The sequence below is a fragment of the Pseudoalteromonas sp. MMG022 genome, assembly GCF_021654245.1.
GTDB lineage: Bacteria > Pseudomonadota > Gammaproteobacteria > Enterobacterales > Alteromonadaceae > Pseudoalteromonas > Pseudoalteromonas amylolytica.
On sequence record NZ_JAKFZQ010000001.1, the window covers coordinates 296729 to 317899 of the forward strand.

A 21171-nucleotide genomic window follows, 5' to 3' on the forward strand; every position below is an offset into this window, starting at 1 on the left:
CGAACAGATGTTCACTTGTTCTAGCTTTGCAACATGCAAAGAGTGTCATTTCAACCATATTAGTTTTAATAAGGAATATTAAGATGACAGAGAAAACCACGCCTACTACTTTTGAACCCATCGATTCTGAAGAGCTACTCGCTCAAGTATCGGGTGGCAACTTAGCTCCTTCAAACACAGCAACCTTAACAGACAGCTGCGATAAAAGCGTCTGTGATACTGAATGGGATAACGGGCACCTCTAAGTGATTTGTTAACCCTATAAAGAATGGAATTGTATGACCGAGCACCATTTCTAGATTATACCGTTCCATTCTTGTTCTGGGCTTGCTCAGCGTAACACCTTGAAAAGTAAGCCTACATCCTATGCCAGTAGTATTTATCGTACTGCTTTTTGATACTGATAATGAGCATAACACACTATGATCTTGATTCTTTCTCAACTTATTGAACCCAATACTTCTGAAATTATAGATATTCTTAATTTCTATAATAAGCCTTGGTTTCGTTTAAATGGTGAAGATATTCCCACCAATATTCATTTTGAATATGATTTAAATAATGGTTCAAAAATAGAAGATGTATCAGGGGTAAACAGTATAAGTGTTGTAGAACTCGATAAAGTCACCTCCGTATGGGCTCGCCGTCGAGGTGCGATTACACCCAGCAGCCAGTTACCTGAGAATCAACAAAGATTTATTGTTGATGAATGTTTAACCTTATATAAAGGGTTAGAAAGCCTCACCGAAGCGCAATGGATGAACAATCCATGGAGTGACGACAAGGCAAACAACCCGATTGTTCAATTGAGCACAGCGAAAAAGGTTGGACTAACCATTCCTAGCACCACCATTACACAGAGCAAAACCAATGCTGATAAGTTCTATAGCGCTTGTAATGGCGATGTTATAACCAAAAGAATTATGAAAGCACCCATTTCTCATTATGGGTTTGCTATGGTTTTTACCAGTGCTATCACTGATGAACACACTCAGGATTTTACTCACCTAGCGCTTTGCTCAACCCTACTGCAAGCTAGAGTAGATCGCCTGTTGGAACTTAGGATCACTGTGGTAGGTAATACACTGTTTAGCGCTGCCACTGAAGTTGACTTACACCACCAATACAAAGTCGATATTAGAGAATCTGATTTACAGAAAATCAATTATTTCCCCTATCAACTCCCAGAGGATATTCAACAAAAAATACTGAACTTCATGGCCGAGTTAGGCCTAGTATTTGGTGCTATCGATATGATATTGACCAGAAAAAATGAATATGTATTTATTGAATTAAACCCTATTGGACAATGGGGCTGGGTAGAAAGTGCAACGGGCCTGAAAATTACCGAAGCCGTTGCTCATTGGCTGATGCAAGAGGATTAACATGCCATTTATATTATTATTTCAAACAAAACCTATCTCCCGTGTACATCCATTAACCTACTATGATTGTCTGTACGCAGGGAATATAGCGAAGAAACCATTCACATTTTAAGGGGGTATTATAATGAAAATAATAATAAACCCCGCTGTGACATGGTGTAAAGGATATAAAAAAGCCCTTCTGATGCACCTACATGATGAAAAAGTACAATCCGTACCGTTGAGTGTTATAGAGGTTATTGAATATATCGCCACCTGTAAAAAGACCAACTATCAAGACATACTGATCCGATTTAGTGCACATGCTGATGTCGTAAAAAGTTACTTGGACTTTTTGCGCCATAACAAATGGCTATTAGAAGTCCCGTCCTTCGTAGCATATCAACCCATCAGCATTGAGCCAAGCCCCGTGTTAAAGACCAGAAACTTCTATATCGAAATCAGCGAGAATACTCGTTTAGACTGGTTTGAGAACATTGCTAAGTGGTTAAGAAAGCACAGGGCAACGCATAGTTTAATTGTTAGTTTTGCCAACGATAGTAAACAAGCGTATGAAAACGCGTCCGATATATTCAATAGTGCTAAGCGTCACGGCTTTAACCAATGCGGTATTTTGCTTCCGAAACACCTTAAAAATGAAAATGTTTACTTTGGGATTCGCCATAACCTAGACTTCTTTTTAGCCCAGCCAAATAGTGACTACAAAACAGAAATTAATGGCGTTGAAGTTATTACACTTCCAAATGATATTGTTCATAAAGGCAGTCACTTACAATCAAACTTATATAGCTGTAGACATAACAAACTTGGTACCTATCGCGCAGATAATATTTTCATCAATAAAAATAAATATGTTTACCCTCACCCTTTTGATCTATATTTATTTGGTAAGGCAGAAAACAGTTTTGATTTGAGCAACGTTATTAATAGTCCCAAGGCAAAATCCTATTTTTCTATGAGTAAAGATAAAATAGATAAATGCCGTATTTGCGAATATCGCCTAAGTTGCACAAACTCTTTGTGGAATAGGCAGGATAAAGATATTTTAAGTTCTGCACCAAACAATTGTACTTATGACCCTACAGAAGGGATTTGGCACGACACCACTGTTACAAACACAACTTGCAAATTATAATCATAAGAGAGCAAAAATAATGAACAGAGTCGTTTTACTACTTTTAATATTGTTTACCACCTTAGATGCTAACGCCATTAAGCTGCACCCTGAAGTAGTTGCGATTCAAAAAGATTTAGTTAACTTAGGTATGAAAAAGAACGTTGGTGAGGTGTTCGAACGTCATAAAAGTGTGCTTATTGAAAACGAGCTAAACACGCAATCTAGAGATTTAATCCATCAATTTATTGCGACCTATTTTTCTTTCGTTGGCTTACACGAGCATGCTGAGCAACTGTACCAATTCGGTCAGGCTATTTCACAACAGCAGGATTTATATAACTTTACCGCCTACGATGCGCTTAATGAGATCACAACACTTGCTAAGCAACGTAAGTTGCTTATGGTCAATGAGGCTCATCATATTCCAAAGCACAGATGGCTTACCAAGGAGCTGCTGAAACGCCTAAAAAGCGAAGGCTATTCATATCTGGCACTTGAGGCTCTGGCTCAAAAGGACGAGTTGCGTATTAATAAACAAGGTTATGCGACCAATCAAAGCGGCATTTATCTGCGTGACCCAGCATTCTCTGAGTTGGTAAGTGTTGCTAAAGAATTAGGTTATACTCTTGTCAGCTACGATAAGTATATGTATGACAGAGAAAAAGAAGGCGCTGAAAATATCATCAATAAGACGTTTGCGCTTGACCCCTATGCCAAAGTTATTGTTCATTGTGGTTATAGCCATATTGACGAGAAACACAAACTAGCAAGCATCTTGGCAGAGAAGCTAGATATCGACCCACTAACCATTGACCAAACAGCCCTATTATCCACCCACATTGCTGATGTACATTACTGGGCTCCCGTTGTCTTTAAATCTGAACAAGAACAATATTGGCAACCTGCAGAAAGCCACTTTGATATTGCCGTTTACTGGCCGAAGCAAACAAAAATTGCTAATAGACCCGCATGGTATATGGCCAATCATAAAAGCCAAAGGTTAGATGAGAAATGGTGTGACAACACTTATCCATGCTATGTTGAGGTGGGTAAGAACATCGATAATAGCATCCCATTTGACAGATATTTATGGCTAAATCCTGCCAAGCCTGCTTATGTACGAGTACGCTCTGGTGACTCTATTTTTGTTTATGATAAAACCGGACATCTACTTAAACAATTAAACACAGCGATTAGCAATTAAGAACATTTATAATCTGAAACTTTTATATAGAAGTGGTAATTATCATCTTTGCCAGTATTCATATATCAGTGATTCCTGCCCATCATTTCAGTCATATCTGAGTGTTAACACACAAAATGAATCACGTTTTAGCGGCTGCGCCCTGCTGTGTAACCGTATTCACTAGCAGAACACTCCCTGTACAAACCATTGTTGTGATGGTTCTTTGAAAATCCATAACCACTTTCCAAGCTCGCTACGAGCAATATAGTAGTCACGAGTGACCGCTTGATTATCCCACCAGCCAGTACAGATCCGCTCGGGTCCAAAATAGATAGTCACCTTTTCTTGTAATGGAGCAACTTTGGGCAATAACATGCTGGGCCGCTGCAATCCTTTTATGCGCACGGGCTGTGTATGCGAATGTAAGGGCTCCACAAAGTGAAAGGCTCGTTCTGGCCTGTGATCTGAGTCAATTTCAACCCCCTGCACTGAACGTTTACCTAACTTGGCTTGTAGCTTTGCAATTAAAGTGGGCCGTGCTGATTTATCTTGCTGAATTTGAAACAAGTCATTATTTACACATTGATTATCCACTAAATACTCAGCAGACAAAGTAATTGCTTGAATAGGCGCATCAAGTGACACATTAGAAAGCTTTAATTCAAGCAAAGAAAGCCATGTATGTGCACGGCTTTCTCCTACGGTAGAGCCAACCTGTATCGATACAGGCTCCTCATCTCGCAATTGCAACATCAATGATACTTGCTGAGCCTGCTTATTACGTTGTTGCAAAAACAATTCTAGCTGTTCAAGTAGTTTTGTAATCGGCTTTGTAAGCCATTGCAGATTTTCAAGCTCAAACAATAAGGTAAGGTGGCGGGAAAACTGCTCCTCTGGTACATAAAATATTAAAGGATATTTTAGTTGTCCTTGTAACTGGCCCACATAGTGTACCAGTTCAATATCAAAACGTTTTGCCAGCTCACTCACCGGAATACACAATAATTGTGAAAGCTTAGTAATTCTAACTCGCCTTAGCTGCTCACAAATACGCTCAGACAAGTCTGTTTGCGATAAATTAAAATCATTCATACTGCTTTGCAATAAAGAAGCATCATCCGTTATGATGTCTGTTCCCCCCTTTGCAAGCAGCCTTGCGGCTTGCGCCGAATAGCCCGTCGCATAATGATAATCAAGGCCCAAATGTGATAAATGTGTTTGTATATGCTGCCAATACGCAGACAACCCCTGATATAACGACAACATATTACTCACCTTAAGCAAAATACCATTAGGTGGAAACAGGCTAATATCGGCCGTAACGAGATATAACCACTGCGCAATCTCTTGCAAACGCGCCTCTTCCGCTTGCTCATCGTAAGCGATAACCTGTAATCGTTCAGATAAACTGGCTGCACTGGCTAAACCCATGCCTAGCGTGATGCCTGACTGTTTAGCTAATTTGCAAAGCTGTACCACTCTATTACTATGGCCGTTCACAATCACCACAGGATCAGGGTTATCTGATAATGCCAAGCTATCCAGTTGTAGATGTTTAAAATGTAGGTATAGCCATAAAGTCATTTTGCGTACCGTATAGGCGTTGGGAAAAGCGTTACATTACTTGCTTCCCCTTGTTCTGCGATTAACTGTGGCCAATAATCAGCCAAGCTAAGCATAAAGCTTTTCTGAGGCCAACCCCCCCTTTGCTTTTTAATTTGCACAGCAATGCCGTGTGGATGCCCTGTCAGTTGCAAACACAACACAACAGGTAATGAAAACTTTTGTTCACATCGAGGCCTGTATAAAAACAATGTACACCCACCTTGCTCCGATGCGAGCTGTAATCGCTTAGCCTGCGCGATACTTAAAGCACTCTGCCACAATAGCACTACACTACAAGCGCTGCTCTTCAAACACTGTTCAGCAGCCCATAACGCATCAATCTCAGTGCCAGTATTTATGACCAATAACTGTTTGTGCTCAAACCCTAAATGATAAAACTGATGCGCGTTGACGCACCCTGGAGGGTTGATGAATACAATTAAATGTTGATGCTGCTGTAAATAAGGCAACCAGATCTGTAATTCACCAATACCGTTATCCGCCTGAACTTCAACCATTCCCCGCTTAGGTAAACCACCTTGCAGCTTAATATCTAACAACGGAATACAGGTGCTAACGCGCTCTGGCGGCTGATGAGCCTGACTACTCCCCTGCCATACCCACTGTCGATGCTGTAATAGGTCAATGATCTTGCTCATGTCACATAAAACAAATTATACTGTATATATAAACAGTATAATTATTCATAGGTAAACTTCAAGATCAAAATACCTACAGTATTGCGCCTTAAATCTATATCCAGTTTATGTACAAGTTTCGTGAGTGAGCTTAACGAAAAGGAAGGTCTGCATGGGTGCTCGAAAGAGCTGAATATAAAAACAAAAATGCCAGTCATAAGACTGGCATTTGCTATTCACTTTAAAAAAGCTAGGCGGTGATTACCAACCCGCTTTTTCTTTAAGTGCTGAACCGATATCAGCTAATGAACGAACAGTCTTAACGCCTGCTTCTTCTAGTGCTGCGAATTTCTCATCAGCAGTACCTTTACCGCCTGCGATGATAGCACCAGCGTGACCCATACGCTTACCAGCAGGTGCAGTTACACCAGCAATGTAAGATACTACAGGCTTAGTTACGTTGTGCTTGATGTACTCAGCCGCTTCTTCTTCAGCTGTACCACCGATCTCACCAATCATTACGATTGCCTCTGTTTGAGGATCGTTTTGGAACATCTCTAGTACGTCGATGAAGTTAGTACCAGGAATTGGGTCACCACCGATACCAACACACGTAGACTGACCAAAGCCAGCGTCAGTAGTTTGTTTAACCGCTTCGTACGTTAAAGTACCTGAGCGAGAAACGATACCTACTTTACCAGGCTTGTGGATGTGACCAGGCATGATACCAATCTTAGTTTCACCCGGAGTGATAACACCTGGGCAGTTAGGGCCGATCATACGAACACCAGTTTGGTCTAGCTTAACTTTAACGTCAACCATGTCTAGTGTTGGGATGCCTTCAGTGATACAAACAATAAGCTCGATACCAGCATCGATAGCTTCTAAGATTGCATCTTTACAAAAAGGTGCTGGAACGTAGATTACTGATGCAGTTGCGCCAGTTGATTCTACAGCTTCACGTACTGTGTTGAATACAGGTAGACCTAGGTGAGTTTGACCGCCTTTACCAGGAGATACACCACCAACCATTTGCGTACCGTACTGGATAGCTTGCTCAGAGTGGAAAGTACCTTGACCGCCAGTGAAACCCTGACAGATTACTTTAGTATCTTTATTAATTAATACAGACATTATTTGCCCTCCGCAGCAGCAACAACTTTCTGTGCAGCATCTGTTAGTGATTCTGCAGCGATAATGTCAAGGTCAGAGTTAGCTAGCACTTCACGACCTAGTTCAGCATTAGTACCTTCTAAACGTACAACTACTGGTACTTGTACGCCAACTTCTTTAACTGCACCGATGATACCTTCTGCGATCATGTCACAACGTACGATACCACCGAAGATGTTAACTAGTACTGCTTTAACATTGTCATCAGAAAGGATGATCTTGAATGCTTCAGCTACACGTTCTTTAGTCGCGCCGCCGCCTACGTCTAAGAAGTTAGCTGGCTTACCACCGTGTAGGTTTACGATGTCCATAGTACCCATCGCAAGGCCCGCACCGTTAACCATACAACCTACGTTGCCATCTAGAGCAACATAGTTAAGCTCGAAGCTTGCCGCATGTGCTTCACGTGCATCTTCTTGTGAAGGATCGTGGAATTCACGAATTTTAGGCTGACGGAACAATGCGTTACCGTCTACACCGATTTTACCGTCAAGACAGTGAAGGTTGCCTTGATCAGTGATTACTAGAGGGTTGATCTCTAGTAGTGCAAAATCGTGGTCGTTAAACATAGTTGCAAGACCCATAAAGATCTTAACAAACTGTTTAATCTGTGCTGGGTTTAGACCTAGTTTGAAGCCTAACTCACGACCTTGGTAAGGCTGAGGGCCAACTAGTGGATCAATTTCAGCTTTATGAATTAGCTCTGGTGTTTCTTCTGCAACAGTTTCGATTTCAACACCACCTTCAGTAGATGCCATGAAAACTACTTTGCGAGTTGCACGGTCTACTACAGCACCTAGGTATAATTCGTTAGCGATGTCTGTGCAGCTTTCAACTAAGATTTTAGCTACTGGCTGACCTTTTTCGTCTGTTTGGTAAGTTACTAAGTTTTTACCTAACCAGTTCTCAGCGAATGCGCGAATTTCTTCTTTGCTGTCAGCAAGCTTAACACCGCCTGCTTTACCACGGCCACCGGCGTGTACTTGACATTTAACTACCCATTTGTCGCCGCCGATTTTAGCAGCTGCTTCTACCGCTTCTTGAGGTGTATCACAAGCGAAACCCTCAGATACTGGCAAACCATAGTCGGCAAATAGTTGTTTTGCCTGATACTCATGCAAATTCATGATGCTTTATCCAATTTCTTATACTAAAAAAGCTGAATATTTATGCAAATAATCAGCTATCCCAAATTGCGCTCCTAGTATAGATCCCAAGGCTTAGGATGAAAACCCTAGTTAGACCAAAGGCGCAAAAAAAAAAGCTGTATGAACGAACATACAGCTTAATATCTAATCAATTATGATTATACGTCTAGTAATAGACGTGTAGGATCTTCTAATAGCTCTTTAATTGTCACTAAGAAGCCTACTGATTCTTTACCATCGATTTGACGGTGGTCATAGCTCAGCGCCAAATACATCATAGGTAAGATTTCTACTTTACCGTTGACAGCCATTGGGCGGTCTTGGATTTTGTGCATACCTAAGATTGAAGACTGAGGTAAATTGATGATTGGCGTTGAAAGTAGCGAACCAAATACACCACCGTTAGTGATAGTGAAATTACCACCTGTCATATCATCTACAGTTAACTTACCATCACGGCCCTTGAGAGCCAGCTCACGAATACCTTTTTCAATTTCGGCAACTGATAGCTTGTCACAGTCACGTAGTACCGGTGTTACAAGACCACGCGGTGTAGATACAGCGATGCTGATATCGAAGTAGTTGTGATAAACAATATCATCACCATCGATTGACGCGTTAACTTCTGGGAAGCGCTTAAGAGCTTCAGTTACCGCTTTCACATAAAAAGACATGAAGCCTAAACGAATACCGTGACGCTCTTCAAATACATCTTTGTACTGCTTACGAAGGTCCATGATAGGTTTCATGTTTACTTCGTTGAAAGTAGTCAACATTGCTGTTGAGTTCTTCGCTTCAAGTAGACGATTCGCAATTGTCTTACGCAGGCGAGTCATTGGTACACGCTTTTGTGTACGCTCACCCAATGGTGCAGCTGGTGCAGAAGCCGTTGCAGCAGCAGGTTTTGCCGCAGGCGCTTTTAAGAATGCATCAACATCTTCTTTAGTGATGCGACCACCCTTACCTGAACCTTTGATTTTTGAAGCATCTAAGCCTTTTTCAGCGATAAGACGACGCACTGATGGCGTTAACACATCTGAACTTTCATCTGAAGAAGCTGGTGCAGACTCTGATTTAGACTCTGTTTTTTCGCTTGAAGATGCAGCTGGAGCAGCACCGGCTTTAAGCTTACCGATCACTTGCTCTCCAAGTACAGTGTCACCTTCTGCATGTAGATGTTCACCCATTACACCATCTTCTGGTGCAACAACTTCTAATACTACTTTATCAGTTTCAATATCAACCAGATTTTGATCGCGGCTTACCGCTTCACCTGGTTGAACATGCCAAGTTGCGATTGTAGCGTCTGCTACTGATTCTGGAAGTACAGGTACTTTAATGTCCACTTCTTTACCTTCTGCTGCTGGCGCCGATGATGACGCTGCTGGTTGTTCATTTGATTGAGCAGGCGCGCTGGCTTTCTCGTCAGCGGCACCTAAAATTGCGATAACTTGCTCACCAAGCACTGTCGCACCGTCTGTTTCCTTGATCTCAGTGATCACACCATCTTCAGGCGCTACAACTTCTAATACAACCTTGTCTGTTTCAATATCTACAAGGTTTTGGTCACGAGTTACTGTATCACCAACGCTAACGTGCCAAGTTGCTACAGTAGCGTCTGCAACTGACTCAGGAAGAACAGGAACCTTAATTTCGGTTGTCATCTCTTATCCCTTATTTCTTAATTGTTAATGCGTCAGCAACTAACGCGTTTTGTTCTTTGGTATGTGTTGACATGTAGCCACACGCTGGTGCTGCCGATGCTTTACGGCCAGCATATGTTAAATTCGCACCTGCTGGGATTGCATCCCAGAAATGGTGTTGCGAGCAGTACCAAGCACCTTGGTTTTGTGGCTCTTCTTGACACCAAACGAAATCTTTCACGTGCTGATAACGAGCCATAATCTCGTCCATCTCTTGATGTGGGAACGGATACAACTGCTCTACACGTACAATCGCAACATTATCCAGTTCTTGCTTACGTCGCTCTTGTAACAGTTCGTAATACACTTTACCACTACAGAACACTACGCGCTTAACATTAGCTGGATCGATATCATCGATTTCGTCAATCATATTGTGGAATACACCATCCGCTAATTCTTCTAGTGAAGATACCGCTAACGGGTGACGCAGTAATGACTTAGGTGTCATAACAATCAAAGGACGACGCAGTGGACGAACCGATTGACGACGTAACATCGCATAAACTTGTGCTGGTGTTGAAGGCACACACACTTGCATATTATGGTCTGCACACAGTTGTAAATATCGCTCTAAACGCGCTGAGCTGTGCTCTGGACCCTGACCTTCATAACCGTGAGGCAATAACATAGTTAGACCACACAAACGACCCCACTTTTGTTCACCTGAACTTAGGAATTGGTCAAACACAACCTGTGCACCGTTGGCGAAATCACCAAACTGTGCTTCCCAAAGTACCAGTGAAGTAGGTTCAGCCGTTGCGTAACCATATTCGAATGCTAATACCGCTTCTTCAGATAGTACTGAATCATAAACTTCGAATGAGCCTTGATTTTCACTCACGTTTTGAAGTGGTAAATAAGTCGACGCATCTTTTTGGTTATGAACTACAGCATGACGGTGGAAGAACGTACCACGACCAGAATCCTGGCCTGTCATACGAATATCTACACCTTCGTCAACTAACGTTGCATAAGCAAGTGTTTCTGCCATACCCCAGTCTAATTGCTTATCGCCTTTGGCCATAGCTTGACGATCGTCATAAATTTTCTTAACGCGAGACTGAGCTTTATGCTCTTCAGGGTAAGTGGAAACTTTTTCTGCTAATTGTGTTAGCTTTTCTACAGACAGTTTCGGATCGTACGCAACATCCCAATCATGGCCAACAAATTTAGACCAGTCAGATGAGTGTTTGGTATCAGGCTTAATTTCTTCAACCACACACACACCTTGATCTAAACCATTGCGATACATGTCGCTTAGTGCTTTTGCGTCATCTGTTGTGATAACGCCTTCAGACACTAATTGGTCTGCGTATAGCTGACGCGGTACAGGATGCTTTTTAATTTTCTGATACATCAACGGCTGTGTTGCATTAGGCTCATCAGCTTCGTTGTGACCGTGGCGGCGATAACACACTAAATCAATAACCACATCACGACGGAACTGGTTACGGAAATCTAGAGCGATTTGCGTCACAAAAGCAACTGCTTCAGGGTCATCAGAATTGACATGGAAGATAGGTGCCTGAACCATTTTAGCAATGTCTGTACAGTAATCTGTAGAACGCACATCTTCTTGTTTTGATGTGGTAAAGCCAACTTGGTTGTTTACTACGATACGAACTGTACCACCTACACCAAATGCTCGGGTTTGCGACAAGTTAAATGTTTCTTGTACAACACCTTGTCCTGCTATCGCAGAGTCACCGTGAATGGTGATTGGTAGTGCTTTAGAACCAGTCTTACACCCTAAGCGGTCAAGGCGTGCTCTCACTGAGCCCATAACTACTGGGTTAACGATCTCTAGGTGAGATGGGTTGAATGCCAACGCCATGTGGACGTCACCACCCTGCGTTGCAAAGTCAGACGAATAACCCATGTGATATTTTACATCACCAGAGCCTGCTAATTCGCCGTACTTACCAGCAAACTCGTCGAACAGTACCTGAGGATTTTTACCCAATACGTTAACTAGTACATTGAGACGACCACGGTGGGCCATACCAATAACGGCTTCTTGCTGACCACTTTCACCTGCACGATGAATTAGCTCTTTAAGCATAGGCACTAGCGCATCACCACCTTCGAGTGAGAAACGCTTAGCACCAGGGAATTTTGCCCCTAGGTACTTTTCTAAGCCATCTGCCGCTGTAAGGCCTTTCAAAATACGAAGCTTAGTTTCTTTGCTAAATTTAGGCTTTGAGAAGGTTGATTCTAGGCGCTGCTGTAACCAACGTTTTTCTTCTGTAGAAGTGATGTGCATATACTCAGCACCCACTGAACCACAATAGGTGGTTTTCAATGCTGAATATAAGTCTTTAAGCTTCATCGTCTCTTTGCCACAGGCGAAAGAGCCAACGTTGTATTCTTTTTCTAAATCCGCATCGGTTAACTCGTGGTAGCCAAGTTCTAAGTCACGAACTCGCTCACGTTTCCACAAACCAAGTGGGTCTAGATTAGCGTTTTGGTGGCCTCTAAACCTAAATGCGTTAATTAGTTGCAGTACGCGTACTTGTTTAGCATCACTTGTGCTGTCCGCTGCAACCACTACTTCTCTGTGTTTATTTTTTGCAAGATCAGCAAATTGCTGCCTTACTTGTGAATGCTTTACATCGACATCCACACCGTCAACTTTTGGAAGTTGATCAAACACTTCTCGCCACTCTTCTGGCACTGAAGTCGCATCATCAAGATACGCTTCATAAAGCTCTTCTACATAAGCTACGTTTCCGCCGTACAAATGCGAAGATTCTAGCCATGCCTTCATCACACCTTCGTGCATTTATTAGCCCTTTTCTTTAGCGCAGAAATTTAATTAATAACAAGATGGCATGCGTATGCATGCCATCTAAGGATTTAAATATGTATTAAACCGAACGATTTAACAACATAGATTTAATCTGACCAATGGCTTTAGTTGGATTCAAGCCCTTTGGACATACGCTAACACAGTTCATGATACCGTGACAGCGGAATACGCTGAACGCATCGTCAAGGTCAGCCAAACGCTCTTCAGTCGCTGTATCGCGGCTATCAGCCAAGAAACGATAGGCGTGTAGAAGACCGGCAGGACCGATGAACTTGTCTGGGTTCCACCAGAACGAAGGACATGACGTTGAACAACACGCACATAAAATACACTCGTACAAACCATCTAGCTCTTCACGTTCTTCAATTGTTTGAAGACGCTCTTCGCCACCCGTTGGCTTGTCATTGATAAGATAAGGTTTAACCTTCTCATACTGAGTGTAAAACTGGCTCATATCAATCACTAAGTCACGAATTACTGGAAGACCTGGTAATGGACGTAAAATGATTTTACCTTTGCCATTTTTCTGTAGTGCTGAAATTGGAGTAATACATGCTAAGCCATTTTTGCCATTCATGTTTACACCGTCAGAACCACATACACCTTCACGACACGAACGACGGAAAGATAAAGTTGGATCTTGCTCTTTAAGAAGTAAAAGCGCGTCCAACACCATCATGTCACGACCTTCTTCTACTTCAAGCTTGTAGTCCTGCATACGTGGCGCATTGTCCACATCAGGATTATAACGATAAACAGATAATTCTAAAGTTGCCATCGCTGTGCTCCTAGTAAGTACGTGCTTTAGGTGGGAATGCTTCACGAGTCTTAGGCGCGTAGTTAACTTCACGCTTGCTCATGCTTTCCGTTACTGGGTTATAAACCGTGTGGCATAACCAGTTTTCATCATCACGATCTGGGTAATCAAAACGTGAATGAGCGCCACGACTTTCCGTACGGAAGTTAGCAGCAACAGCTGTTGAATACGCAGTTTCCATCAGGTTATCAAGCTCTAGGCATTCGATACGCTGAGTGTTGAACTCAGTAGACTTATCATCAAGACGCGCATGCTGTAGACGCTCACGGATCTCTTTAAGCTGCTGTAGACCTTCTGCCATTGAGTCACCTTCACGGAATACCGAGAAGTTAAGCTGCATACACTGTTGTAGATCTTTTTTGATCTGAACAGGATCTTCACCCTGACCTTTTGCTGAAGTTTCCCAGCGATTGAAGCGTGCAAACGCGGCATCAACATCGTCACTAGACGCTTGCTTAGAAATTTGCGCATCAGCAAGATATTGACCCAAGAAGTTACCAGCAGCACGACCGAATACAACTAAGTCTAGCAATGAGTTACCACCTAAGCGGTTTGCACCGTGTACAGATACACATGCAATCTCACCTACTGCGAATAAACCTTCTACCAGCTTGCCGTTACCATTTTCATCTACGCTCAATACTTGACCGTTAACGTTAGTTGGTACACCACCCATCATGTAGTGACAGGTTGGGATAACTGGAATTGGCTCTTTTGCAGGGTCAACGTGTGCAAATGTCTTAGACAGATCACAAACACCAGGCAGACGTAGATTCAACGTTTCTTCACCTAGGTGATCAAGCTTCAGCTTAATATGTGGACCCCAAGGACCATCACAACCACGTCCTTCGCGGATTTCAGTCATCATTGAACGAGCAACAACGTCGCGTGATGCTAAATCTTTAGCATTTGGAGCATAACGTTCCATGAAGCGTTCGCCGTCTTTATTTAGAAGGTAACCACCCTCACCACGACAACCTTCAGTAACCAGCGTACCAGCACCAGCAATACCTGTTGGGTGGAACTGCCACATTTCCATATCTTGCATCGCAATGCCTGCGCGAGTCGCCATACCAACACCGTCACCAGTGTTAATGTGAGCGTTCGTCGTAGATGCGAAGATACGACCTGCACCACCCGTTGCTAATACAACAGCTTTAGATTTGAAGTAAGTTACTTCACCTGATTCGATATCAATGGCTGTACAACCAACTACATCACCATTGTCATTTTTTACCAAATCCAATGCATACCATTCAGAGAATACGTTAGTTTTGTTTTTAACGTTCTGCTGGTATAAGCAGTGAAGCAATGCATGACCTGTACGGTCCGCCGCAGCTGCTGTACGCGCCGCTTGTTCACCACCAAAATTCTTTGATTGACCACCGAAAGGACGCTGATAAACGCGACCGTTCTCGAAACGAGAAAATGGCAGACCCATATTTTCTAATTCGGTGATTGCTTCAGGACCAGTTTGACACATGTATTCGATGGCATCTTGGTCTCCGATAAAGTCAGAACCTTTTACCGTATCGTACATGTGCCATTCCCAGTTATCCTCGTGCGAGTTACCGAGCGCTACGGTAATACCACCTTGCGCTGATACTGTGTGAGAACGAGTTGGGAAAACCTTTGAAATCAAAGCACAAGTTTTACCAGATTCAGAAATCGCAAGCGCTGCACGCATACCAGCACCACCGGCACCGATTACTACAGCATCAAATTCACGAGTATTATATTTCACTTAAACACCCCACAGAACAAACAGACCAATTGCTACGTAAGCAAGAGCCATTAGGTTTAATACGAAGCCAAGTACTGAACGCATTGTTGAGCACTTCACATAGTCTGTTAATACCTGCCATAAGCCGATACGAGTGTGTACCATAATGCACACTAAAGTAACGATTGTCGCAGCTTTAACAGCTAGATTTGAAAACAAACCTTGCCACGCTTCGAATGTAAGTTCTGGTGTTAGAAGTAAATAACCAACAATAAATACTGCATATGCTGCAATTACTAATGCGGTTGTACGCAATGAAACGTAATCTTGTACGCCGTCACGCTTGAGAGTTGCTTGATTTAAGACCATATCCACACTCCTGCTAGAATTGCTACAACCACAGAAAGTGCAATTGCAATTTTAGCGCTGCTATTGCCCGACTCTAATTCTTCCCAATGACCCATGTCTTGGATCATATGACGAATACCACCAATAAGGTGATACGCCAATACGCTGACGGTGCCCCATGCAATGAACTTTGCAATAAAGCCACTAAATAGGCCCTTTACAAATTCAAACCCTTCAGGAGAAGAAAGAGACTCAGACCAAGCCCAAATGACAAAAGTCAAAGCGAAGAATAATGCCACACCAGTAACACGGTGTAGAATCGACGCTTTAGCCGTTGCCGGCATAGATATAGTCGTAAGATCTAGATTTACAGGTCTTTGCTTTTTCACAGTTACTTGCCCATCTTGCCCACAAAGGAGCTCATCTACTTGTTTTTATAAAATCCATTTGCGCGACATGCACAAATGGCACACTCTAAATAAACCTGTTTTTCCAAAAGACTCATCCGTTTTTCGTAAAAATAGGTTTACCCACAGACGATACGGTATAAAACCTTTGACAGTATATAAGGCCGTGAGTGCTTTTACAATTCTTGTTTAGATTGAGACGCTTGCGAATTAGCCAATGGTATAATATTTAAACTGGCCAGAATATTTATTATACATATTTGCATAATTCTCAGAAAAATTGACTTTCCACCCCAGTTTTACGTTAAAATGATCAGAATTTGCTTAACATTAGAATCACAACATAACAATCAGAATTGTTATTTCATAGGAGATAAATAGATGGCAGATAAGAAAGCCACAGTACATATTGAAGGTCACGATCCGATCGAGCTACCGATATACTCAGGCACAGCGGGCCAAGATGTAATTGATGTTCGTACCCTAGGTGCTCACGGCCATTTCACATATGATCCAGGTTTTATGTCTACCGGTTCGTGCGAGTCATCTATCACCTACATTGACGGCGGGAAAGGCGTATTGTTACACCGCGGCTACCCCATTGAACAGCTTGCTGACAACTCTAACTACATCGAACTTTGTTATCTTTTACTAAAAGGTGAGTTACCGACAGCTGAACAACACGCTGAATTTGCAGATGAGATCACACGCAACACCATGTTGCATGAGAAAATCGCAGTATTTTTCCAAGGCTTCCGCGTTGACTCGCACCCAATGGCCATGCTTTGTGGTGTAGTTGGTGCCTTGTCGTCGTTCTATCACGATGATTTAGATATTTCAGATGCAGATCAACGTCATCGCAGCGCGGTTCGTTTAATTGCTAAGCTTCCGACAATTGCAGCTATGGCGTACAAATACAATGTAGGTCAGCCGTTCGTTTACCCTCGCAACGACCTTAGCTACGCAGAAAACTTCCTACACATGATGTTCTCTGTGCCTGCTGAAAAGTACGAAGTAAACCCAATCCTTGCTAAAGCGATGGACAAAATCTTCATGCTTCATGCTGACCACGAGCAAAACGCATCAACATCAACGGTACGTTTAGCGGGTTCTTCTGGCGCAAACCCATACGCTTGTATCGCTGCGGGTATCGCTTCACTTTGGGGCCCTGCTCACGGTGGTGCAAACGAAGCTTGCTTGAACATGCTAGAAGAAATTGGTTCGGTAGATCGCATCGACGAGTACGTTGCCAAGGCAAAAGACAAAAACGATCCATTCCGTCTAATGGGTTTTGGTCACCGTGTTTATAAGAACTTTGACCCTCGTGCAACGGTAATGCGTGAAACTTGTCACGAAGTACTTAAAGAATTAAACATTCAAGACCCACTACTAGATGTTGCAATGAAGCTTGAGCAAATCGCTCTAGAAGACCCATACTTCATCGAGAAGAAGCTTTACCCTAACGTAGACTTCTATTCAGGCATCATCTTGAAAGCGATTGGTATTCCTACCAGCATGTTCACGGTTATTTTCGCGATGTCGCGCACTGTAGGTTGGATCTCTCACTGGGATGAAATGCTATCTCAGCCAGGGCACAAAATTGGTCGTCCTCGTCAGCTATACACTGGCTACACGAAGCGTGATTACACGCCTACATCAAAAAGATAATTCTGTAATTATCGGATTAAGGCCGCCATGTGCGGCCTTTTTTATTGGCATTAATGTAAAATCTAATTAAAATCGCCGCTCGATTTAGCTAAGGACCTTTGCATGAGTGATATCGCACAGCTGAGAAAAAACTTCCCAACTCTAAAGCAGGCCATCGAAGGTCATCCTTTAGTCTATTTGGATTCGGGAGCCACCAGCCAAAAGCCTCAGGCGGTGATCGACGCGATTAACCTGTTTTATACTAAAAATAACGCGAACGTACACAGAGGTTTACACACTTTAAGTGAAATCGCCACAACCGAATACGAAAACGTGCGTGAAAAATTGGCCCATTTTCTTAATGTAAATGCAACTGAATGTGTTTGGACCAGTGGTGCAACACAGAGTATAAATCTAGTTGCTGCGGGTTTGACCTCACAACTGAATGCAGGCGATGTCATTTTGATCAGCGCGCTTGAACATCACGCAAACATTGTTCCTTGGCAGCAGTTAGCTGCACGCACTGGTGCCAAATTAGAAGTCATCCCGGTTAATGAGCTCGGTGTTATCGAGCCAGATGTAGCATTGGCGACGATAAAAAAGTGGCAGCCAAAGGTATTTGCTTGCTCACACGCATCCAATACACTTGGTAATATCCAAGATGTACAAACTTTTGTTGCCCAAGCAAAAAGGTTTGGAGCAATTACCTTGGTAGATGGCGCACAAGCATTTTTGCATTTGCGTCCTGACTTACGTCAGCTGGATTGTGATTTTTATGTGCTGTCTGCACACAAGGCACTTGGCCCTACTGGGCTGGGCGTATTGTATGGTAAATACGCGTTGCTCAATGCGCTACCCGTTTACCAAACGGGTGGAGAAATGATCCAATATGTCAGTTTTGAAAAAACCACATTTCGAGACGCGCCAGCTAAATTTGAGCCTGGTACGCCGAACATTTCTGCTGTTTTAGGGTTTGGTGCAGCATTAGAGTATTTGAATGCCATCGATTTTCAACAGATGCATCAATATGAACAAGCATTATTCGTATATTTAGTCGAACAATTATCCGTGATTGAAGGTGTTAGGCTATATGGCGACTTGGTTAATAACATTGGTACGGTGAGTTTTTCATACAAGTCAGAGCATCACTATGATCTGGCGATGTTGCTTAACAGTTATGGCGTTGCCGTGAGAAGTGGCCATCATTGCACGCAACCACTTATGCAAGCACTCAATTTAAATGGCACCATACGGGTTAGTTTAGCTTTTTACAATAACAAAGACGATATTGATTGTTTTATCAGTGCATTACAAAATAGTATTGAACTGATCGAAGGATAAAATTTGTGACTTATCAAGAAATATATAACACACTCTCTAACACATCAGGCTGGCAACAAAGCTATCGTGAAATCATGTTGCTTGGTAAACAGCTTCCTGCTTTGCCTGAAGTTTTAAAAACAGAGCAAGCCAAAGTCACTGGCTGTGAAAGTAACGTGTGGTTACACATTGAATTGGACGAGCAGCAGCAAAACCTATTGTTAGTTGGCGATTCCGACACGCGTATTGTTAAGGGACTGCTTGCTATTGTACTGGCTATGTACAATGGAAAAACGCCTACAGAAGCGAAACAGATTGACGCTTATCAAGAGTTTGAGTCTCTGGGATTAATTAAACACCTCAGTCCATCCAGAGGCAATGGTATTAAAGCAATTGTAGACAAAATTCAGAAGCAAATTGCGCAATTGACCTGAAGCGGCGCGTGTCAAACGCGCGTTTATTTTTAAATTTAAGGTGACCTTGCATACCAGTCTCTTTTTATACGACGCAGTGCTCCTGTGCTATCCAGTTGTTGAAATGCCTCTTTGTATCGCTGGATGAGCAAAGGATTGGATTTTTTATTAAAGGCAATGCCTATACTCACATTCAATTCTGTCAACTCTACGACTTTAACTAACGAAGCAGGATCTACGCTTTCGTTTTGTGCATGATTTCGTATCGAGTGTTCTGTGCCCATGATAAGCGCTACCCGTTCTCGTACTAACAACTTTAAGAGTTGTTCTTCATAACTGACAGGGACAAGATGTTTAAAGTAATGTGACTGTAGATATTGCGCAGTATTCGAGCCTCTGATCACCGCAGTTTCAAAGTACTTAAATGAATGAAGTGAACTGAGTGAATTACGTTCTTCGGGAAAGTGACTTTTAAGCCCCCATAGAAAAATAGTATCTCTAGGCACTTCACCAACCCATTCAAAATGCTGATCACGCGCCCTAGTATGCACAATTGAATAAATTAAAACGTTTGACTCATGTAAAGCCGTTTCATAGGCCCTCGCCCAAGGCATAACTTCGATGTTGTAACTATCACCAGTCAAGGAAAACATCGCCTTGACGATCTCAGTCATGAAACCGCCTAATTCGCCGTTCTTTTTCTGCGCCTGATAGGGTTCCAAATGTTCTGTCACTACTCTGATGTGCTCGGCTCTTGCCATCGACACAACCAGCATAGAATATACAATGAACAACATGAAGAAATATGGCATTTGCTTAGCGGTGCAACATTGAAGAAAATAAGATCATAGCACACCGCTCATTGTTGTTTTTATTTGTGTAATTACCCCACCAAAAAATTAAAATCGACCTAGTGATTCCAACTTAATCACTCACAGGTTTGCTTCACTTTTTTGTCCAAATACTTACGGATAGCCCTTGATGCAGCGAAAAAACCAAATGTGCCTGTAACCATAGTCGCAGAGCCAAATCCGGTGGCACAGTCCATATTCTTGCTTCCATCGGCCTGCTGTTTAGCCATACAAACTTCACCGCTTTCAGTTGGGTAAACTAGTTGCTCTGTCGAGTACACACAATCAACACCAAACTTACGTTTTGGATTAGTAGAATAATTGTAGTTTTTTCTAAGTAGATATCTGACTTTAGCCAACAAGGGATCTTGAGTCGTCTTAGCCACATCGCCAAACTGGATCTGACTTGGGTCAGTTTGGCCCCCTGCTCCACCCGTTGTGATTATAGGGAGCTTGCGGCGTTTACAGTGGGCGATGAGTGCGGCCTTTTCCTTTACCGCATCAATACAGTCAATAACATAATCAAAACCTACAATATGCTCAAAGATGTTATCTAGGGTGATAAAGTCATCAATCAATGAGACTTCACATGCGGGATTGATTTGCTTGAGCCGCTCGGCCATCGCCTCTATCTTTTGCTCACCTATCGTTGACGATAATGCATGAATTTGACGATTAACATTGGTCACGCAGATATCGTCGAGATCAACTAAGCAAATTTTACCAACTCCCGTTCGTGCCAGCGCTTCAGCGACCCAACTACCTACACCTCCTATGCCGACAACACAAAAGTTTGCCTGCGCCAGCCACTCACATTGTTGCTCTCCATATAAACGTTGGATACCGCCAAAACGCAACTGGGTCTGTTGATCAGTCAT

19 protein-coding genes are annotated in these 21171 nt (G+C 42.6%); 7 read left to right on the forward strand and 12 right to left on the reverse strand.

Annotated features, from left to right (window positions below; all coding sequences use genetic code 11):
* Positions 1-83: 83 nt before the first annotated feature.
* The 4 genes from L1070_RS01125 (at position 84) to L1070_RS01140 (ending at position 3706) form a co-directional block, all read left to right on the forward strand.
* On the forward strand, positions 84-245 hold the full coding sequence (locus tag L1070_RS01125; RefSeq protein WP_170829129.1) for a hypothetical protein: 162 nt from the start codon (positions 84-86) through the stop codon (positions 243-245).
* Positions 246-422: 177 nt separating this feature from the next.
* Complete coding sequence (locus tag L1070_RS01130; RefSeq protein WP_237124152.1) at positions 423-1385, forward strand: MvdC/MvdD family ATP grasp protein; 963 nt, start codon at positions 423-425, stop codon at positions 1383-1385.
* A gap of 124 nt (positions 1386-1509) precedes the next feature.
* Positions 1510-2520, forward strand: a complete 1011-nt coding sequence (locus tag L1070_RS01135) for a hypothetical protein (protein WP_237124153.1) — start codon at positions 1510-1512, stop codon at positions 2518-2520.
* A gap of 19 nt (positions 2521-2539) precedes the next feature.
* Complete coding sequence (locus L1070_RS01140; protein ID WP_237124154.1) at positions 2540-3706, forward strand: hypothetical protein; 1167 nt, start codon at positions 2540-2542, stop codon at positions 3704-3706.
* A 162-nt stretch (positions 3707-3868) separates the two neighbouring features.
* Here the strand turns inward: L1070_RS01140 and L1070_RS01145 are convergent, their stop codons facing one another.
* From L1070_RS01145 to sdhC, 10 genes are all read right to left on the reverse strand, one after another.
* Entirely contained in the window at positions 3869-5272 is a 1404-nt protein-coding gene (locus L1070_RS01145) for a DNA polymerase Y family protein (protein ID WP_237124155.1), read from the reverse strand.
* On the reverse strand, positions 5269-5952 hold the full coding sequence (imuA, locus tag L1070_RS01150; protein WP_237124156.1) for a translesion DNA synthesis-associated protein ImuA: 684 nt from the start codon (positions 5950-5952) through the stop codon (positions 5269-5271). The genes L1070_RS01145 and imuA overlap by 4 nt, the downstream gene beginning before the upstream one ends.
* Before the next feature lie 240 nt (positions 5953-6192).
* Entirely contained in the window at positions 6193-7065 is an 873-nt protein-coding gene (gene sucD / locus L1070_RS01155; RefSeq protein WP_237124157.1) for a succinate--CoA ligase subunit alpha, read from the reverse strand.
* Entirely contained in the window at positions 7065-8231 is a 1167-nt protein-coding gene (sucC, locus tag L1070_RS01160) for an ADP-forming succinate--CoA ligase subunit beta (protein ID WP_237124158.1), read from the reverse strand. The genes sucD and sucC overlap by 1 nt, the downstream gene beginning before the upstream one ends.
* Positions 8232-8410: 179 nt before the next feature.
* The gene (odhB, locus tag L1070_RS01165) at positions 8411-9916 is read right to left on the reverse strand and encodes a 2-oxoglutarate dehydrogenase complex dihydrolipoyllysine-residue succinyltransferase (RefSeq protein WP_237124159.1); all 1506 of its coding nucleotides are present in this window, start codon (positions 9914-9916) and stop codon (positions 8411-8413) included.
* Positions 9917-9926: 10 nt separating this feature from the next.
* Complete coding sequence (locus L1070_RS01170) at positions 9927-12740, reverse strand: 2-oxoglutarate dehydrogenase E1 component (protein WP_237124162.1); 2814 nt, start codon at positions 12738-12740, stop codon at positions 9927-9929.
* Between the two features lie 85 nt (positions 12741-12825).
* Positions 12826-13545 (reverse strand): succinate dehydrogenase iron-sulfur subunit, encoded by a 720-nt coding sequence (locus L1070_RS01175; protein ID WP_070985309.1) that lies wholly within the window; start codon positions 13543-13545, stop codon positions 12826-12828.
* Positions 13546-13555: 10 nt separating this feature from the next.
* Positions 13556-15328: a succinate dehydrogenase flavoprotein subunit gene (gene sdhA / locus L1070_RS01180; RefSeq protein ID WP_070985306.1), complete on the reverse strand. Its 1773-nt coding sequence runs from the start codon at positions 15326-15328 to the stop codon at positions 13556-13558.
* The gene (gene sdhD, locus L1070_RS01185; protein WP_070990766.1) at positions 15329-15676 is read right to left on the reverse strand and encodes a succinate dehydrogenase, hydrophobic membrane anchor protein; all 348 of its coding nucleotides are present in this window, start codon (positions 15674-15676) and stop codon (positions 15329-15331) included.
* Positions 15667-16044, reverse strand: coding sequence for a succinate dehydrogenase, cytochrome b556 subunit (gene sdhC / locus L1070_RS01190; protein ID WP_070985301.1), 378 nt, complete (start codon positions 16042-16044; stop codon positions 15667-15669). Before sdhC ends, sdhD begins: the two co-directional genes overlap by 10 nt.
* 399 nt (positions 16045-16443) lie before the next feature.
* Between sdhC and L1070_RS01195 the strand changes: the two genes are divergently transcribed.
* The 3 genes from L1070_RS01195 to L1070_RS01205 all read left to right on the forward strand — a co-directional run bounded on the left by L1070_RS01195 (position 16444) and on the right by L1070_RS01205 (position 19463).
* Positions 16444-17730 (forward strand): citrate synthase, encoded by a 1287-nt coding sequence (locus L1070_RS01195; RefSeq protein ID WP_070985300.1) that lies wholly within the window; start codon positions 16444-16446, stop codon positions 17728-17730.
* 102 nt (positions 17731-17832) lie between these two features.
* Entirely contained in the window at positions 17833-19050 is a 1218-nt protein-coding gene (locus tag L1070_RS01200; RefSeq protein ID WP_237124164.1) for a cysteine desulfurase, read from the forward strand.
* A gap of 5 nt (positions 19051-19055) precedes the next feature.
* A complete protein-coding gene (locus L1070_RS01205; RefSeq protein WP_267894528.1) occupies positions 19056-19463 on the forward strand; it encodes a SufE family protein in 408 nt (135 codons plus the stop codon).
* Positions 19464-19498: 35 nt separating this feature from the next.
* Here the strand turns inward: L1070_RS01205 and L1070_RS01210 are convergent, their stop codons facing one another.
* Together L1070_RS01210 and tcdA are read right to left on the reverse strand one after the other, a co-directional pair.
* Positions 19499-20239: a transporter substrate-binding domain-containing protein gene (locus L1070_RS01210; RefSeq protein ID WP_237124165.1), complete on the reverse strand. Its 741-nt coding sequence runs from the start codon at positions 20237-20239 to the stop codon at positions 19499-19501.
* 131 nt (positions 20240-20370) lie between these two features.
* Positions 20371-21171, reverse strand: coding sequence for a tRNA cyclic N6-threonylcarbamoyladenosine(37) synthase TcdA (gene tcdA / locus L1070_RS01215; protein WP_070985293.1), 801 nt, complete (start codon positions 21169-21171; stop codon positions 20371-20373).

Excerpts from the sequence above, each read along its gene's own strand:
- L1070_RS01175 (WP_070985309.1), bottom strand. The coding sequence starts at position 13,545 with ATGGCAACTTTAGAATTATCTGTTTATCGTTATAATCCTGATGTGGAC.
- odhB (WP_237124159.1), bottom strand. The coding sequence starts at position 9,916 with ATGACAACCGAAATTAAGGTTCCTGTTCTTCCTGAGTCAGTTGCAGAC.
- tcdA (WP_070985293.1), bottom strand. The coding sequence starts at position 21,171 with ATGACTGATCAACAGACCCAGTTGCGTTTTGGCGGTATCCAACGTTTA.
- L1070_RS01210 (WP_237124165.1), bottom strand. The coding sequence starts at position 20,239 with ATGTTGTTCATTGTATATTCTATGCTGGTTGTGTCGATGGCAAGAGCC.
- L1070_RS01140 (WP_237124154.1), top strand. The coding sequence starts at position 2,540 with ATGAACAGAGTCGTTTTACTACTTTTAATATTGTTTACCACCTTAGAT.
- L1070_RS01170 (WP_237124162.1), bottom strand. The coding sequence starts at position 12,740 with ATGCACGAAGGTGTGATGAAGGCATGGCTAGAATCTTCGCATTTGTAC.
- sdhD (WP_070990766.1), bottom strand. The coding sequence starts at position 15,676 with ATGGTCTTAAATCAAGCAACTCTCAAGCGTGACGGCGTACAAGATTAC.
- sucD (WP_237124157.1), bottom strand. The coding sequence starts at position 7,065 with ATGTCTGTATTAATTAATAAAGATACTAAAGTAATCTGTCAGGGTTTC.
- L1070_RS01145 (WP_237124155.1), bottom strand. The coding sequence starts at position 5,272 with ATGACTTTATGGCTATACCTACATTTTAAACATCTACAACTGGATAGC.
- imuA (WP_237124156.1), bottom strand. The coding sequence starts at position 5,952 with ATGAGCAAGATCATTGACCTATTACAGCATCGACAGTGGGTATGGCAG.
- L1070_RS01195 (WP_070985300.1), top strand. The coding sequence starts at position 16,444 with ATGGCAGATAAGAAAGCCACAGTACATATTGAAGGTCACGATCCGATC.
- L1070_RS01135 (WP_237124153.1), top strand. The coding sequence starts at position 1,510 with ATGAAAATAATAATAAACCCCGCTGTGACATGGTGTAAAGGATATAAA.
- sucC (WP_237124158.1), bottom strand. The coding sequence starts at position 8,231 with ATGAATTTGCATGAGTATCAGGCAAAACAACTATTTGCCGACTATGGT.
- L1070_RS01125 (WP_170829129.1), top strand. The coding sequence starts at position 84 with ATGACAGAGAAAACCACGCCTACTACTTTTGAACCCATCGATTCTGAA.
- L1070_RS01130 (WP_237124152.1), top strand. The coding sequence starts at position 423 with ATGATCTTGATTCTTTCTCAACTTATTGAACCCAATACTTCTGAAATT.
- L1070_RS01200 (WP_237124164.1), top strand. The coding sequence starts at position 17,833 with ATGAGTGATATCGCACAGCTGAGAAAAAACTTCCCAACTCTAAAGCAG.